Source organism: Nonomuraea africana (assembly GCF_014873535.1).
Lineage (GTDB): Bacteria > Actinomycetota > Actinomycetes > Streptosporangiales > Streptosporangiaceae > Nonomuraea > Nonomuraea africana.
Map to the genome: position 1 here is coordinate 2779380 of NZ_JADBEF010000001.1, position 15554 is coordinate 2794933.

The following is a 15554-nucleotide window of genomic DNA, read 5'->3' on the forward strand; positions in this document are numbered from 1 at the left end:
CCGGCATGGGAATCAGTGACGATTTCATCGCCAACGGGTTCGTCAAGGTGCGGGCCGCGCCCGACGAGGTGGGGCTGGCCGCCCAGGCGCTGCTGTGGCGGCAGATCGGCCTGTCCCCCGACGACCCATCCGGATGGACCGAACCGGTCCGATGGGCCGCCGACCTGACCGGTGAGGGGCCGTTCGGGCAGATCATCAGCTCACCCGCGCTGGCGCGGACGCTGGACGAGGTGTGCGGGGAAGGCGGCTGGCTGCCGAGCGGCAGCTGCGGCAACATCCCGATCCGCTTCCCGAAGGTGGCCCCGGCCGACGACAGGGGCTGGCACATCGACCTCAACGTCATGCGCGAGGACGGCAGCTGGGCGGTCAGCGGCCGCCCGGCCACCCTGCTGCTGCTCATCCTGTTCTCCGAGGTCGGCCCGGACGACGCGCCCACCCGCATCAGGATCGGCTCGCAGCGCGACGCGGCCGCGGCGCTCGGCGAGGGCGTCCACGAGCATGTGCCGGCCAGTCAGTTGATCGAGGCGGCCAGCGCACACCGGCCGCTGGCCCACGCCACGGGCGCGCCGGGCGAGGTCTACGTGGTGCATCCGCTGACCGTGCACGCCGCGCAGGAACACCTGGGCGCCAGGCCGCGCTTCATGGCGCAGACGCCGGTCTTCCTGTCGGCCCCCTTGGACCCGTCGGCGGACACGCCACTCGCCAGGGCCGTGTAGCAGGACCGTGTAGCGATGTCACATTCCGCGCGGCCGGTCCCTCTCAGGAGGTGACATCCCGCGGAAGGAGCCGCCCATGACGCCCGACAGCCCGACGCAGGTCTTCCTCGACCATCGGGAGCTGATGTTCTCGATCGTCTACGCGATGCTGGGCAGCGTCGCCGACACCGAGGACGTGCTGCAGGAACGTGGCTGGCGTGGGAGCCGCGCAGCCGGGAGGGCGAGCCGATCGCCAACCCGCGCGCCTACCTGGTGCGAGTGGCGGTCAACGCGACGCTGGCCCGCCAGGCCGCCATCAGCCGCCGCAGGGAGCACTACGTCGGCCCTGGCTGCCCGAGCCGCTGCTGGCCGCCGACGGGTACCGAGACGGCGGTGCGCTCGGAGTCGGTGTCGATGGCGTTGCTGGTTGTGCTGGAGGCAGGTCGCCGCCCTCCTCCCGCTTCAGCTCGGTCACCTGGCGGGCCAGGTACGCGCCGATCACGCGGGAGTTCCAGCCCTTCTCCTTCAGCGTCGTGGAGAATCCTTGCCCATCTCCGGCCAGTCGAACTCGCCCTGGGGGTCGCAGATGTAGCCGTCGATGGAGGTGTGGATCCAGTGGATGACGCTGCGCCTGGTGGTCTCTCCTGTTCCGTGGTGGCTTTCACGGACAGGTCGGAGCAGCGGACGGGTTCTCGACACGCGCGCCCTATGATCTCCGGATGGATATTCGCAAAGGTGGACCAGGTGACGTGGCGGCGGTGCTGCGGATGTTCGACAGCGCGATCGAGTGGCTGGTGGCGCAGGGCAGGACCGGCCAGTGGGGCAGCGAGCCCTTCTCGGCCGACCCCAAGCGGGTCGGGCAGGTGACCACCTGGGCCGAGGGTGAGGGCATGCGCATCGCGATGCTCGACGGCGAGGCGGCCGGGTGCATGACGGTCGGCGGGCCGCTGCCGTACGTCACCCCTGCCGAGGAACCCGAGTTGTACGTGCAGGGGCTGGTCATCGACCAGCGCTTCCACGGGCGGGGCGTGGGCAGGGCGCTGCTGGACCGGGCGGTGAGCGAGGCCGAGGACAGGGGCGTGGACCTGGTGCGGGTCGACTGCTACGCGGGCGATGACGGGCAGTTGGTGCGCTACTACGAGAGCTGCGGCTTCCGGCGCGCGGAGACGTTCACCGTGGGCCAGTGGCCGGGGCAGGTGCTCGAGCGCAGGGTCTCCGAGAGGGTCTCCGGCGCCGCTCGCTGAGCGCTCGTGAGGCGCCTGCCGCACACTCGATGTCGGGGGCGCAGATCGAGGAGATCAGATCGCGGCGCGCTTCCCCGAGGCCCGGTCTCTCCGGGGTGGAGGTGCGCCCGATCATCGATGCCCGTCTGACCACTCAGGAAGCACCAGCAGCCCGATTTGGTAAAGGAAGTCCACTCTAGGGGTTCGTGAAGCGTTTGAGGCGGAATGATGGCGATTGCGGCGCCGAGCCCGGACCTTGATCAGAGTCCGTACGGCGGCGCCAGGTCTCCCCCCGAGACGCACAGCCCTGACGACAGGGCGTCAAGAATCGGGGACATTCATGAGCAACCTCATCGCCATCGCCTATCCGGACGTCGAGACCGCCATACGCGTACGCGACCGGCTGCTGGACATGCAACGCGAGAAGCTCATCACGCTGGCCGACGCGGCGGTGGCCGAGAAGAAGGCCGACGGCAAGATCAAGCTGCACCAGCTGCGCGGCACCGTCGGCGGCGGCGCGGCCGCCGGCACGTTGTGGGGCGGGCTGATCGGCCTGCTGTTGCTGGCCCCGCTGCTGGGCATGGCCGTGGGCGCGGCCGCGGGAGCGGCCGGTGGCGCGATGACCGACCTCGGCGTGGACGACTCCTTCATGAAGGACCTCGGCCAGCGCCTGCAGCCGGGCGGCGCCGCGCTGTTCCTGCTGGTCATCCAGAGCACTCCGGACAAGGTCGTCGCCGAGGTCGCCCCCTACGGAGGGGAGATCATCCAGACCTCGCTGAGCGCGGAGGCGGAGGCCGCCCTGCGCGAGTCGGTCGAGGCGGCGCGATCGGCTGCCGCGGCCCGCTGACGGACCGGGCCTACCTGCCCTTCTCCGCGTGGTCCACGGGTTCACCGGGTTCACCGGGTTCACAGTCGAGCGGCTCGACGACGAACGGCAGCGCACATGAGCGAACACAGGGGTGAACACAAGGCTGGACACGGCGCGGTCGCGCAGACCTCGAGCGCGCGGAAGCTGCCGCTGCTGACACTGACCGCGATGGTGGTCGGGTCGATGGTCGGCGCGGGGGTGTTCTCGCTGCCCCGCAACTTCGCCCAGGCCACCGGCGTGCTCGGCGCGCTGATCGCCTGGACGGTCGCCGGGGTGGGCATGCTGATGCTCGCCTTCGTCTTCCAGACGCTGGCCGTGCGCAAGCCCGACCTCAACGCCGGCGTCTACGCCTACGCCAAGGCCGGGTTCGGCGAGTTCCCCGGTTTCTTCTCCGCCTTCGGCTACTGGGCCAGCGCCTGCGTCGGCAACGTCTCCTACTGGGTGCTGATCAAGTCCACGATCGGCGCGGCCGTGCCCGGCTTCGGCGAGGGCGACACGCTGCTGGCCGTGGCGGTCTCGGTCGTCGGCGTGTGGGCCTTCCACTTCATGATCGTGCGCGGGGTCAAGGAGGCCGCCGCGATCAACAAGATCGTGACGATCGCGAAGCTCGTGCCCCTGCTGTTGTTCGTGGTGATCCTGCTGGTCACCTTCAAGGCAGGTATGTTCGGCGCGAACTTCTGGGGCGGCCGGCAGCCTTCGGCCGGAGCGCTGTTCGGGCAGGTCAAGGCGACCATGCTGGTGACGGTCTTCGTCTTCCTCGGCGTGGAGGGCGCCAGCGTCTACTCCCGCTACGCCAGAAGGCGCGAGGACGTCGGCAGGGCCACCGTGCTCGGCTTCCTCAGCGTGCTGGCGCTGTTCGCCTCGGTGACCATCCTGTCCTATGCCACGCTGCCCCAGGGCGAGCTGGCGGGGCTGCGGCAGCCGTCCATGGCGGGGGTGCTGGAGTCGGTGGTCGGCGGGTGGGGCGCCGCGCTCATCAGCGTCGGCCTCATCGTCTCGGTGCTCGGCGCCTACCTGGCCTGGACGCTCATGGCCGCCGAGGTGCTGTTCGTGGCCGCCAAGGACGAGGACATGCCGGCCTTCCTGCGGCGGGAGAACGCCAAGGGCGCGCCGGTCGCGGCGCTGGTGATGACCAGCGTGCTCATCACCGCGGTGCTGGCGATCACATTGTTCTCCGACGACGCCTTCGCCTTCACGCTGAAGCTGTGCAGCTCGCTGTCGCTGGTTCCGTACCTGCTGGCCGCGGGATACGCGCTCAGGCTCACCCTCACCGGAGAGAGCTACGACACCAACGCGCAGGGGCGGCGCAGGGACCTGATGGTGGCCGCGCTGGCCGTCGTCTACACCACCTTCCTGATCTTCGCGGCGGGGCTGGAGTTCCTGCTGCTGTCGTTCGTCATCTACGCGCCCGGCACGATCTTGTTCATCATCACCAGACGCGAACGCGGCAGGAAGGTCTTCTCCCCCGCCGAGCTGGTTCTGTTCGTCGTGGCCGTCGTGGGGGCGGTCATCGGCGTCGCCGGTCTGGCCACCGGCCTCATCACCATCTGACCATGATCGACAAGGGGGTGTGACATGAACAGATCCGATCGGGGAGCGCGTGCGGCGCTGCACGCCCTGCTGGCGGCCTGCCTGCTGCTGGTGTGCCTGGCCTGCGCCGAGGAGCGTGGCCCCGAGCAGTGGGACCGCGGCGGTCTGGTCGACGGGCAGGTCGGCCCGGTCCAGCTGATCCACGCCCACATCCTGGCCCCGCCCATGGGCGAGCAGAAGGCCGGCGACGCCCTCGGGCTGTACGTGACGCTGGTCAACAACAGCGACAGGGACCAGGTCCTGGACGGCGTCAGCACCGTGCACGCCGACAGCGTCGTCTACCGGGAGGGCAGGGAGAAGCCGCAGCCGATCGAGGTCACGGTGCCCGCGCGCCGTATCGCCAGCCTGCAGGAGGGTCATGACCGGCCGCACCTGGAGCTGGTCGGCATCCACCGCCCGCTCGGCGCCACGCCCATCGACGTCACCTTCCGCTTCCCCTCGGCCGGGACCATCACGCTCCGCATCCCCGTGCTGCCGCTGTCGCGGGGCGCGGGCTACTCCTCTCGGGGGTGAGCCGGGAGCGGGTGTTGACGAGCATGCGAACGAAAGTCGCGCGCCGCATCGACGGAGCCTGCCTCAACCGGGCGGTCGACGCCTACCTGATGGACGGCCAGGTCCCCGCCAGGGGGACCACGTGCCGGGCGTACTCCGCCTGCCGTACCCCAAGGTGTCTTCCCCGGGACGACGACCGCGCCGGGTGTGGCGGGCGACGATCTTCCTCATGGACAACAGACTGCGCGACCTCGTCGAGGGCGCCGTGCACACCCCTGGCGACGAGCGCTACGAGGCGGAGCGGCTGCCGTGGAACCGTCTGATCGACCCCAGACCGGCCGTCGTCGTCGAGGCGGCGAGCCCCGGCGACGTGCGGGCGGCGCTGCTGGTGGCCCGCGAGCACGGGATGCCGTTCGCCGTCCAGTCCACCGGGCACGGCACGCTGGTGCCCGCCGACGGCGGGGTGCTGGTCAAGACGACGCCGATGGCGTCGGTGCGCGTCGATCCCGAGCGGCGCACCGCCCGCGCGCAGGCCGGTGCGATCTGGTCGGACGTCATCGCCGCCGCCGCGCCGTACGGCCTGGCGCCCGTCTCGGGCACCCCCGCGATCGGGATCACCGGCTACACGCTGGGCGGCGGCACGGGATGGCTGTCGCGCCTGCACGGCTACGCCGCCGACAACCTGCTCAGCGCCGACGTCGTGACGGCCGAGGGGCAGTGCCTGACCGTCAGCGCCGAGGCGCATCCCGATCTGTTCTGGGCGTTGCGCGGCGGCGGCGGCAACTTCGCGGTGGTGACCGCCCTGGAGTTCAGGCTGCACCCGGTGGGCGAGGTGCACGCGGGGATGGCGCTGTTCCCGATCGAGCGGGCGGCTGACACGCTGGCCCGCTACCGGGAGTGGGCGCTGAGCGAGCCGGACGAGCTGAACACCTCCGTCATCGTGATGCGCGGGCCCGGCAGCGGCTGGACGCTGGCCGTGCGGGCCTTCCGCGCGGGCGGCGACGGGCGCGCCCTGGAGTCGTTGCTGGAGGTGGCCGGGCCCGCGCTCGGCGGGGGGTTCGCGGCGATGAGCTTCGCCGAGGCGGCTACCGCGTTCGGCGGTCCCCCTCCCCCGCCGATGGCCGTCCTCCAGCACCTGGACCTGCTGGAGGAGGTGTCCGACGAGGCGATCGAGACGATCGTCAAGAGCGCGGACGAGCCGCTGACGGCGATCGAGGTGCGGCACTGGGGCGGCGCGATGGCCAGGCCCGCGCCGGACGCGGGGCCCGTAGGGCACCGGCAGGCGCCGTTCTCGGTGATCGCCACCTCGGTGCTCGACGGCTCCCGCGAGCGCGAGGAGGTGGCCGAGCGCCAACGGGCGGTGGCGCGGGCGCTGCGACCGCACGCCACCGGCGGCTCGTTCCTGAACTTCCTCACCGACCCGGGCCTGACGGCGACGGCCTACAGCGCCGCCGACTTCGCGCGGCTGGGCGAAGTGAAGCGGGCGTGGGACCCCGACAACGTGCTGGGCCACACGCACAACATCGCCCCGGCTTGACGCTCAGCCGGCTCCTGGTCCTGGGGTGGGAAAGCCGAAGACGGCCGCATCGACAAGACGATGCACCTGTTCAGCGTGCTGGACCCGATGGACGGCAGCTACCGGCGCAGCCTGGGCCAAGCAGTTGCCGTCCAGGAGTCCCGGCACCGCCTCGCCCGGAGGATCTGCCACGGCAACGCCGGGAAGATCCGACAGGCGTATCGGCGCTGGGGCTGGTCGTCAATGCCGCGGTTCTGCGGAACCCTTTGTCGGCGATCGTCGACCGGCTGCGCGCCCAGGGCATCCTGGTCAAGGACGAGGGCGTGGCCCGGCTCAGCCCGCTGGGCCACGCCCATCTCAACTGCCCAGGCCGCTACGTCATTGCCTCCTCTGCACCCGAGTAGGGCCTGCGGCCGCTGCGAGACGCGCCGCTGCCCGAGCCTGGCGCTCGCACCGGCGAAGCAGCCGTGGTGGATGAGGACGGAGTGCGCGGCGTCCACCTTTGATCGTTGGTGTGCCGAGGTGAGGTCAACGGCTAGCCCGGACAGATCTCGCGGGGAGGCTGTAGGCGCTCGAATCCATGCCGGCCGCGATATGGCTCAGCGTGATGTCTCAGGATCAGCACCCTGGTCGCGCGGATCCGAGCGGAGGGGTGGTGGGAAGCGCAGTACCCAGCGGCGCTGCCACGGGGTCTCGATGGCCCGATGGTGGTGGTGCTCCCGTGTCCAGGCGACGGCGTCGGCCGGGTCGAGACCGGCCAGGACAGCGAGGCAGGCGACGACCGTGCCGGTGCGGCCGACGCCGCCCCCGCAGGCGACCTCCACCGCGGCGCCCGTCCGCGCTCGCTCGTGCAGCGCGCGGATCTGCTGTACAGCCAGGTCGCGGTCGCGGGGCAGGAGAAAGTCGGGCCACTGGATCCACGCGTGGGGCCACCGCAGCCCGCTCTCGTGGCGGCGGCGGAGCCGGTCGGAGCCGAGGTAAAGGCCGAAGTCGGGCATCGGCCCCTCCGGCAGCGGACGGCGTAGGCCGCGGCCGCGGATCCAGGAGCCGTCCGGGAGCCGGAGGGCGCCTACGAGCGGCGGCCCGCTCACCGGCCTGCCGACCGGGCCGGCTGGCGTGCTGTCCATAGGGTCTTTCATCGGGGTTCTCCTTGTGCCTCTCTGGGCGGCGCTGTCCAACCGCCGCCGTGCGCGGTGATTCGCTACCAGAGCATGACTCTCCGCTCAGCTGGATGTTTGCTTCAGGCGTTTCGCCGGTGAAACACCGCGCCGACCGCGCGTTCTCAACCAGCCGACATGTCATGCTCCAGAGGCTACGAATGATCAGACAGGTCCGGAATGAGACGCATGGCCGTTTCGGGGCTGCGGAAAACCGCAGATGCAGGCGCCCTCGGAGACGCGGACCTGCGGACGCTGGCCTCCGATCACGACGTCACCTACTTCCGCGCGCTCGGCACCATGATCACGTATCCGGACCAGCTCGTCTGGCCGCTGGCGGTGCTGGCCGTCGGCGCGGTGGCGGGCCTGGCGCTGCTGGCCCGCATCAGGCGGCTGCTGAGCCTGCCCCGGCTGATCGCGGCGGCGTTCTCGGCCGTGGTGCCGTTGGCGGTGGCGACCGCCGGGGCACGGGCGGGAGCGGGGCGGCGCTCGGCGAGCAAGAGCGGGGCGCGTTGGCGTCCGCCGATGAGGTGGGCAGTCCCGCAACAAAGGATCGAACACCGTACCGACTCATTCACTCGCTACCGATGTCATGGAAATTTCCCAGAAATCGGCGTAGCGGCCGCCGTGGCGCAGTAGCTCGTCGTGGCTGCCTTCTTCCACGATCCGACCGCCGTCCAGAAAGACGACACGATCGGCGCGTCGGACGGTCCGCATCCGGTGCGCCACCATCACCACCGTCCGGCCCGCCATCAGGCGCTCGATACCCGCGTGGACGGCCGCCTCGTTCACTGGGTCCAGCGCGGAGGTCACCTCGTCCAGCAGCACGATGGGCGCATTCTTCAGCAGCGCTCGCGCGATCGAGACCCGCTGGCGCTCACCACCCGACAGCAGTGCGCCGCCCTCGCCGACATTCGTCGCCCATCCGCCGGGCAGTCGCTCGATCACCTCGTCCAACCGCGCCGCGGTCGCCGCCGCCCGCACCTCGGCAACGCCTGCGTCGGGACGGCCGAGGCGCACGTTCTCCTCGATCGTGCCGTCGAAGAGATAGACGTCCTGGAAGACGATGGCGATCTGCGCCATCAACACCTCAGAGCTGATCGCGCGCACGTCCACGCCTCCCACGCGCACCGCGCCCGCGTCCACGTCGTAGAAGCGCGCGAGCAGCTGAAGCAGGGTGCTCTTGCCCGCGCCCGAGGGTCCGACGACGGCAAGCCGCTGCCCCTCCGGCACGGACAACGACACATCGTCGATCACCGTGCGATCGCCATGCCGGAAGGCGACGGACTCGAACTCCAGGTCATGGCCTACCGGCTGGATCGGCTCGCGAGCTTCCGGCAGCGGCTCGGTACGCAGCACCGTGTCGAGTCTCGCCAGCTCGGAACGTGCGCCGCGCACCTTGCCACCGATGTCCGACAGCGACAGCAGCGGATCGGCGCAGCGGGCGGCGAGCACCAGGATCGCCAATACCTCTGCCGTACCGATGCTCCCGCCGAGCGCGAGGTAGGCGCCCAGGACCAGCAACACGGTGAACATCGCCTGCACCACGAGCGTCAAGCCCACCGCACCGGACAGCGCCGACAGCGTGGAACGGCGGGACGCGCGCTGGACTTCCCGCAGCGAGTCGTCGAGCAACCGGAAGCGTTCGACGGTCCGGCCGCCGGCTCGCAGCACCGGCTGGGCCTGGAGATATTCGATGACTCGCCCGGTGGCCTCATGGCCGCGTTCGGCGCGCTCCGCATCGCCGGCGGCCATCGAGCGTCCCGTCCAGATCTGGATCGCCGCCACGACCGGGGCGGCGACCAACGCGGCCAGCCCCATCTGCACATTGAAGGCGAACATCACGGCGACGATCGTCAGGGGAGTCACGCAGGCGGAGATGAACGGTGCCAGCAGATGCGCGATCACGCTCATCGCCTGCAGGACGCCCTCGCTGGCCAGGACCGACACCTCCCCGACGCGACGGGCGCTGTACCAGCCGATGGGCAGTCGGGCCAGATGGCCGCCGAGCCGGTGATACATGCCACGCAACAGCGTGGTCCCGACGCGGAAACCGGACAAATCGCTGTAATAGCGCAGCGCCGCGTAGACCGCGACCGCGGCCCCGAACGCGATCAGCCAGGGCCAGGCGTCCCCGGGCGTGTTCCCGAACAGTGCCCGCAGCACGGGAACCAGCAGGGCGTAGGACAAACCCTCGGCTATCGCGGTCGTCGTCATCAGGGCCACGGTGCGACGCACCGGCTGGGCGTACTCGTGTCCGAGCACGCGCAGCAGCATTCGAATCATCGGAGCTCGTCTCCTTGCAGTACGCCACGGTGGGTTTCGGTCTCATCGGCGATCGCCGGCCGGTGGGATTGCCAGAACGCGGCGAACTTGCCGTTCTGTGCCAGCAGCTCGGCGGGCATGCCGCGCTCGACGATCGACCCGTTCTCCAGCACCACGACGGTGTCGGCGTCGGCGACCGTCTCCAGGCGATGGGCGATGACCAGGATCGTCCGATCGCCACCCAGCGTCGCCAGGGCCCGGCGCACCGCCTGTTCGGTCTGCGGGTCGGCGAAGGAGGTCGCCTCGTCGAGCACCAGAATGGGCGTGGCGGCGAGCAGCGCGCGGGCGAGCGAGATCCGCTGTGCCTCGCCACCCGACAGTCCGGCGTCTTCACCGATCACCGACTCGTATCCGCGCGGCAGCTGAAGAATTCGATCATGAATGTTCGCCAGCCGGGCGGCGCGAACCACGTCATCGCGGTCGGCATGCGGTACCGCCAGCGCGATGTTTTCCGCGACCGACGCGCGCAGCAGGCGCACGTCCTGGAAGACGAAGGAGACCATCCGGTAGAGCTCCCGACTGCCGATCTCGCGCAGATCGACACCGCCCAGGACGACCGAACCGTGGGTCGGGTCGAAGAACCGCGGCAACAGCTGAACCAGCGTGGACTTTCCGCTTCCCGACGGCCCCACGATCGCGGTGACCGTTCCCGGCTCGAGCACCAGGTCGATCCCGCGCAGCACCTCGTGATCGGCTTCGTAACCGAAGCGGACGTCACGCAGTTCCACCCGGTGTCCCTGTGGTGCGACCGGGTGCGCAGGCTCCGCCAGCGACCGCACCTCGAGCACGTCCCGGATCCGGCCGACCGCGCGACCGGCGGCCTGCATCTCGTCGAAGCCGTGGCCGAGGGCCGCCACCGGAGCGGTCAGGCCCAGCCCGAGCAGCAGGAAGGGCAGCAGGTCGGCCGGGGCCAGGCCACCGGACGTGATCAGAGCCGTTCCGCCGATCAGCACCACCAGCAGCACGAACGGCGGCGACAACGCCACCTGCATCCCCGCGCCGATCCCGGAGATACCGTGCACCAACCGGGAGAAGATGCCGACGAAATCGTCCACGGCCGTAAGGAATCTGCGGTGGGCGCGACCGGATCCGCCGAACGCCTTGACCACCGAGATCCCCTGGACGAACTCGACGACGGAACTCGAAATCCGTCCCATGGCCCCGTCGAACTCCTTCTGCTCGCGCAGCCGGGTCGGGGTCATCATCAAGGGGACCAGCGCCACCGCCAGCACCACCGGGATCAGCGTGATCAGCGTGAGCCGCCAGTCGACGGTGAACAAATAGATCAGCGACACCAGCGGCACCACGAATGCGGCGACGAGCTCACCCGGGGTGTGGGCGATGAACGGGTGCACGGCACTCACGTCCTCCCCCACCACCTTTGCCAGCTCTCCGGTCCGGCGCCGGGAGAACCAGCCGATCGGTACGCGCCCCAGCCGCGCGGCCAGTTGCCGGCGGAACGTCAGTTGCACCTGGCCGTCGACAAGATGCCCGATTCCGGACGACGCGGCCGTGAACAGCAGCCGGACGAACAAGCCGACCGCACCCGCGATCACGACGGTCCAGACATGACCGTGATCGATCGGGCCGGGCGACAACAGAGTACGACCCAGTTCGACGACCGCCAGCAGCGGCGCCAGACCCGCGACAGCGCCGATCACCTGCAGGATCACAACGGCGGCGAAACTCCAGAGATAAGGACGCAGCAGCCCTGCCATGCTCTGCCCCGCCGCGGAATCGGCATCCGGTGGCGGTTTGGACTGCTCCCTCGCCTTGGCAAGGTCGGTGGCGTTCATCGCTCTCCCGTCTTCGTCAATCTCGTCGCGACCAGACCCGTGGCTGAGCCGATGGTGGATGAGGACAGGGTTCGGTCCGCTTCTCCAGCCGGCTGCCACGCGGCAGAGTGGGGATGTGCAGCTCGATGCGGTGCCATCGCTCGCGCGGGACGATGGCAGCGGCTCCGGCCGTCAGCCTGGACTCTTCCTCCTCCAGCCCCGGCCGCTCCGGACGGAGGTAGAGGCGTATCTTTCCGATGAGGCAGGACACGACCTCCTCGGCCGCGGGGTGGACTTCCCAGTGGTCGGTGTGGACGTCGGCGTCGGTCTTCGCGTGGAAGGCCATCAGCTGCCAGCCGTCCCGGTCGGAGTCCATTGGTCTTTTCTCGGCGTGAAGCTTGCCGCCTTGGTGAAGGTGGATCGATCGAGGTAACAGCCATACCGAAACGACCTTCCTGCGGTGATCTTTCAACTGGTGGGTTGCGGCATGGCGTGGATCGCTGGTCAATCCCGGGCGGGGAGCGAATCGCGGTCATCGGCCTGCTCAGCCCGTGATGGTGGGCTGGTCCGGCGCAGGACGGTGAGGGCGATGAGGACGGCGGCGGCCAGGAGCGCGGCGCTGAGGGTCAGGCCGAGCGCGTACCCGTCGTTGAGGGTCTCGGGTGTGGCGGTCTGGCCGGTGCGGTGGTGCGCCACGGTGCCGAGCACGGCAAGCCCGAGCGAGGCGCCGATCTGGCGTGAGCTGTTGAGCAGGCCCGATGCGGTGCCGGTCTCGTGGCGCGCGACGCCGACGGTGGCGATGGAGACGAGCGGTCCGAGGCCGAGCCCGAAGCCGACGCTGGCGACGATCGAGGGCCCCAGGACGTCGGTGGTGAAAGCGCCGTCCGGGCTGATCAGGCCGAACCAGGCGAACCCGGTCGCGGTCAGCAGTCCACCGATGACCAGAAGCGTCCGCGGCGCGAGACGGTAGCCGAGTTTGACGGCGAGCACGGAGCCGGCGACCACGCCGAGGGCCAACGGCAGGAACATGAGCCCGGTCAGCGCCGGCCCCGTTCCGAGCACTCGTTGGAGGTAGAGGGAGACGAAGTAGAAGGCCGAGGCGAGGGCCGCACCGACCAGGAGGTTGTAGGCGTTCGCACCGGCGACCGAACGGTTGGCGAACAGGCCGAGCCGGATCAGCGGTTCGCGGGTGGTAGTCCGCTCGACGTGGACGAAGGCGACCAGCAGTGCTGCGGCGACCGCCAGGGTCGTCACGGTGACCGGCGACGTCCACGGATACTGGTCGGTGCGGACGACGCCGAACACGAGCAGCGTCATGCCCGCCGTGGCCAGGACGGCACCGAGCACATCCGGACGGCTGCTGCGAGCAGGGGGCGGGCCGGCGGCGACACCCCGCCAGACCAGGGCCAGCGCGCAAGCGGCCATCGGCACGTTCACGAACATCACCCAGTGCCAGCTGGCGTACTCAGTGAGCAGGCCGCCGATCAGGACGCCGAGGGCGCCCCCGGCGGCGTTCGTCGCGCTCCATATTCCGAAGGCCCGGACGCGGGCCTTGCCCGTGGGGAACGTCGTGGTCAGCAGCGCCAGCGCGGCAGGAGCCAGTGCGGCGGCCCCGATGCCCTGTACGGCTCGGGCGGCGACCAGATGGCCGGGTTCCTGGGCGAACCCGCCGACGAGTGAGGCGAGGCCGAACAGACCGAGCCCGAGCAGCAGGACCCGCTTGCGGCCGTACCGGTCGGCGGCCTTGCCGCCCAGCAGGAGCAGCCCGCCGAAGGTGAGCGCGTAGGCGTGGATCACCCAGGTCAGGCCCACTGCACTGAAGCCGAGGCCGGCAGCGATCTGCGGGAGTCCGACGTTCACGACGGACAGGTCCAGCGACACCATGAACTGCACGACGGCCACCGCGGCGAGGGTGAGCCCCGGCCGAGCACCCGACTCGATGACCACGCTTCCGCCCGCTGATTGTCTACTTGTCAACGCAACTCAGCCCTCTGAGCTGGGGGCATTCTTGACATGGGCGTTTCCGTCACCGCACAGCGCTTGCTGGTAGCAGGTCGATAGCGCGTCGTCGATGGCAGCCCGCCGGCCGGCAACGCCGCCCCGTGGATGTCGTGACTGACTTCTCATGACCGCAATCGTCGTCCAGCCACTGTTCAGAGGCGTCCTGCAGGCGGAGTCATTTGCCGCTACCACATCGGGATCAACGACCGACCGGACTACGACGCCGGGAGTAGTCCCGCAGTACGGCATCGCAGGATGAGCGGGTGCTACGCCGACTGGGCTCCCACTCCCGCAATAACGAGATCTATCGGGCCTTTCGCGAGGTCGGGCGCAGCGTGCGCACCGTGGCGCTCCTGCGTTTCCTGGCCGATCCCGCGCTGCGGCGGCGCGTCACCGCGGTCACCAACAAGGTCGAAGGCTTCAACGGCCTCTCCGCCTGGCTGCGCTTCGGCAACGACGGCCCCCAGTCCTCCAGGTAGTGCAGCACCAGGAACGCGATGACATCGTCGAACGCATCGTCGGGGAACGGCAGCGGATCACGCAGGTCGGCCACCCGCAGATCCGCGCCGTCACCGAGCCGCCGCCGGGCCTGCTCCAGCATTCCGGCGCTGGCATCGATGCCGGTCACGACGGCACCCCGCTCGCGCAGCGCCGCGGACAGCGGACCCGAGCCGCAGCCGGCGTCGAGGATCCGCCGGCCGGTCACCTCCCCGGCCAGGGCCAGGGTGGCGGGCCGCTCGTAGTAGGCGTTCAGGATGCTGGTCTCGTTTTCGGCTGTGTACGCCTCGGCGAGACGGTCATAGTCGTTGACTCGGGACAGATGGGCGGACTCAACGTGATTGTCGGGCACGGTAGACATGCGGACCATCCTGGCTTTCCAGGCTCGGGCGACGCCAATCTTGATTTCAGGGGTGACTTCTGGTCCCATCTACGGGTGAATTTCGGCCCCGCTTCGCGATCTTTGTCGGTGCGGAGTGCCAGCGAGATTTGGCCCCACCTTCCCGTCGCCGTTGATGGGTGCAGACATAGTCGATGAGGGAAACTCCGGCGCGGCGTCGAACCAATGGTCGTGTAGTGGCATCCAACAAGATCACAGGATCGGAAGGGACTCATGTGATCATCTGGTTGAACGGTGCCTTCGGAGCAGGCAACCATGTCACCGTGGCTGGGCCTTTCGATAGGCGACCGTGGCTGCGCATGACGCAGGGTGCCCTCGCAGCCGTGAACGTGTCCCAGGCATGGTGATCCGCAAACGCGCCCCACGCTCCACGCAGCGAATCGACGTGACCTGCCTTCCCGAAAACGTCGTGGCGCTCATCGACGCCCTTGAGCCCGGCGAGAACTTGATCATCACGCGTGACGGCGAGTCGATCGCGACGATCTCCAGCACCATCGACGTGCTCCAAGGCGCCATCGTCGATCGCGACACGCCAGAGGAGGCCAACGACCAACCACCGATCGACTACGACAACGTGATCGTCGTCGCCACCGCGATGAAGCTGTCAAAGGCGGCCCGGATGTCGCTGTCCACCCAACTGGGGGCGGACTACATCGTGCTCGACATGCTCGCGGCTCCCGCAACGGCCGACGTCCTGCTGGCACCACCAGGCAGCCCGCAGCTGATCGCCGGTCTCCGATCGATGTTCCCAAAAGCTCGTGTCATCATCACCGAAATCGAGGACCACGAGCTCGGAGTCAATTATCAAGGCCCGGTCCGGCGCCTGCTCAACGCCGGCGCCGATGCCTACCTGCCCGCGACGAGCGTCCCTCGTCTGGCCAAGCAGCTCGACTACACGCTCACTCATGGGCTTCAACTCACCGGCGGGATCGCCACGCCACGAGAAATCGCACCGGCCACGGAACCACCAGATCCCGAAGATGACTGACCCCGTTGCTGCTCCTCCTCACGGCG

Annotated in this window: 15 protein-coding genes and 3 pseudogenes; 10 read left to right on the plus strand and 8 right to left on the minus strand. The window is 69.6% G+C overall.

The features are described 5' to 3' along the window. The first annotated feature begins 5 nt into the window (after nucleotides 1-5). Complete coding sequence (locus H4W81_RS13035; RefSeq protein ID WP_192775051.1) at nucleotides 6-716, plus strand: phytanoyl-CoA dioxygenase family protein; 711 nt, start codon at nucleotides 6-8, stop codon at nucleotides 714-716. A gap of 504 nt (nucleotides 717-1220) precedes the next feature. On the opposite strand, the gene H4W81_RS13040 is transcribed toward H4W81_RS13035, so the two are convergent. Continuing rightward, nucleotides 1221-1394, minus strand: coding sequence for a hypothetical protein (locus H4W81_RS13040; protein WP_192775052.1), 174 nt, complete (start codon nucleotides 1392-1394; stop codon nucleotides 1221-1223). 20 nt (nucleotides 1395-1414) lie between these two features. Between H4W81_RS13040 and H4W81_RS13045 the strand changes: the two genes are divergently transcribed. From H4W81_RS13045 to H4W81_RS48545, 7 genes and pseudogenes are all read left to right on the plus strand, one after another. Further along, a complete protein-coding gene (locus H4W81_RS13045; protein WP_192775053.1) occupies nucleotides 1415-1939 on the plus strand; it encodes a GNAT family N-acetyltransferase in 525 nt (174 codons plus the stop codon). A 319-nt stretch (nucleotides 1940-2258) separates the two neighbouring features. Beyond that, nucleotides 2259-2765: a DUF1269 domain-containing protein gene (locus tag H4W81_RS13050; protein WP_192775054.1), complete on the plus strand. Its 507-nt coding sequence runs from the start codon at nucleotides 2259-2261 to the stop codon at nucleotides 2763-2765. A 96-nt stretch (nucleotides 2766-2861) separates the two neighbouring features. Further along, nucleotides 2862-4337: a basic amino acid/polyamine antiporter gene (locus H4W81_RS13055; RefSeq protein WP_192775055.1), complete on the plus strand. Its 1476-nt coding sequence runs from the start codon at nucleotides 2862-2864 to the stop codon at nucleotides 4335-4337. Between the two features lie 24 nt (nucleotides 4338-4361). Next, nucleotides 4362-4889 (plus strand): copper chaperone PCu(A)C, encoded by a 528-nt coding sequence (locus H4W81_RS13060; RefSeq protein WP_192775056.1) that lies wholly within the window; start codon nucleotides 4362-4364, stop codon nucleotides 4887-4889. A 208-nt stretch (nucleotides 4890-5097) separates the two neighbouring features. Further along, entirely contained in the window at nucleotides 5098-6405 is a 1308-nt protein-coding gene (locus H4W81_RS13065; RefSeq protein ID WP_192775057.1) for an FAD-binding oxidoreductase, read from the plus strand. Between the two features lie 45 nt (nucleotides 6406-6450). Further along, nucleotides 6451-6566, plus strand: a pseudogene (locus tag H4W81_RS48540) (hypothetical protein); the annotation flags it as partial. 72 nt (nucleotides 6567-6638) lie between these two features. Then, nucleotides 6639-6788 (plus strand): transposase, encoded by a 150-nt coding sequence (locus tag H4W81_RS48545; RefSeq protein WP_264083288.1) that lies wholly within the window; start codon nucleotides 6639-6641, stop codon nucleotides 6786-6788. A gap of 195 nt (nucleotides 6789-6983) precedes the next feature. On the opposite strand, the gene H4W81_RS13080 is transcribed toward H4W81_RS48545, so the two are convergent. From H4W81_RS13080 to H4W81_RS13105, 6 genes are all read right to left on the minus strand, one after another. Beyond that, the gene (locus H4W81_RS13080) at nucleotides 6984-7523 is read right to left on the minus strand and encodes a phosphatase domain-containing protein (RefSeq protein ID WP_192775058.1); all 540 of its coding nucleotides are present in this window, start codon (nucleotides 7521-7523) and stop codon (nucleotides 6984-6986) included. A gap of 296 nt (nucleotides 7524-7819) precedes the next feature. Beyond that, nucleotides 7820-8041, minus strand: a complete 222-nt coding sequence (locus H4W81_RS13085) for a hypothetical protein (protein WP_192775059.1) — start codon at nucleotides 8039-8041, stop codon at nucleotides 7820-7822. A gap of 70 nt (nucleotides 8042-8111) precedes the next feature. Then, the gene (locus H4W81_RS13090; RefSeq protein ID WP_192775060.1) at nucleotides 8112-9827 is read right to left on the minus strand and encodes an ABC transporter ATP-binding protein; all 1716 of its coding nucleotides are present in this window, start codon (nucleotides 9825-9827) and stop codon (nucleotides 8112-8114) included. Beyond that, complete coding sequence (locus tag H4W81_RS13095; RefSeq protein WP_192775061.1) at nucleotides 9824-11662, minus strand: ABC transporter ATP-binding protein; 1839 nt, start codon at nucleotides 11660-11662, stop codon at nucleotides 9824-9826. The genes H4W81_RS13090 and H4W81_RS13095 overlap by 4 nt, the downstream gene beginning before the upstream one ends. A 16-nt stretch (nucleotides 11663-11678) precedes the next feature. Further along, complete coding sequence (locus H4W81_RS13100; RefSeq protein ID WP_225958593.1) at nucleotides 11679-12017, minus strand: cupin; 339 nt, start codon at nucleotides 12015-12017, stop codon at nucleotides 11679-11681. Nucleotides 12018-12145: 128 nt separating this feature from the next. Next, complete coding sequence (locus tag H4W81_RS13105) at nucleotides 12146-13588, minus strand: MFS transporter (RefSeq protein WP_318781710.1); 1443 nt, start codon at nucleotides 13586-13588, stop codon at nucleotides 12146-12148. A 317-nt stretch (nucleotides 13589-13905) separates the two neighbouring features. Here H4W81_RS13105 and H4W81_RS50020 point away from each other — a divergent pair. Next, nucleotides 13906-14103 (plus strand): annotated as a pseudogene (locus H4W81_RS50020) (Tn3 family transposase); the annotation flags it as partial. Here the strand turns inward: H4W81_RS50020 and H4W81_RS13115 are convergent. Further along, nucleotides 14085-14570: pseudogene (locus H4W81_RS13115) on the minus strand (class I SAM-dependent methyltransferase); the annotation flags it as partial. The pseudogenes H4W81_RS50020 and H4W81_RS13115 sit on opposite strands and share 19 nt — an antisense overlap. A gap of 310 nt (nucleotides 14571-14880) precedes the next feature. On the opposite strand from H4W81_RS13115, the gene H4W81_RS13120 reads away from it, so the two are divergent. Next, the gene (locus H4W81_RS13120) at nucleotides 14881-15528 is read left to right on the plus strand and encodes a hypothetical protein (protein ID WP_192775064.1); all 648 of its coding nucleotides are present in this window, start codon (nucleotides 14881-14883) and stop codon (nucleotides 15526-15528) included. The last annotated feature ends 26 nt before the right edge of the window (nucleotides 15529-15554 follow it).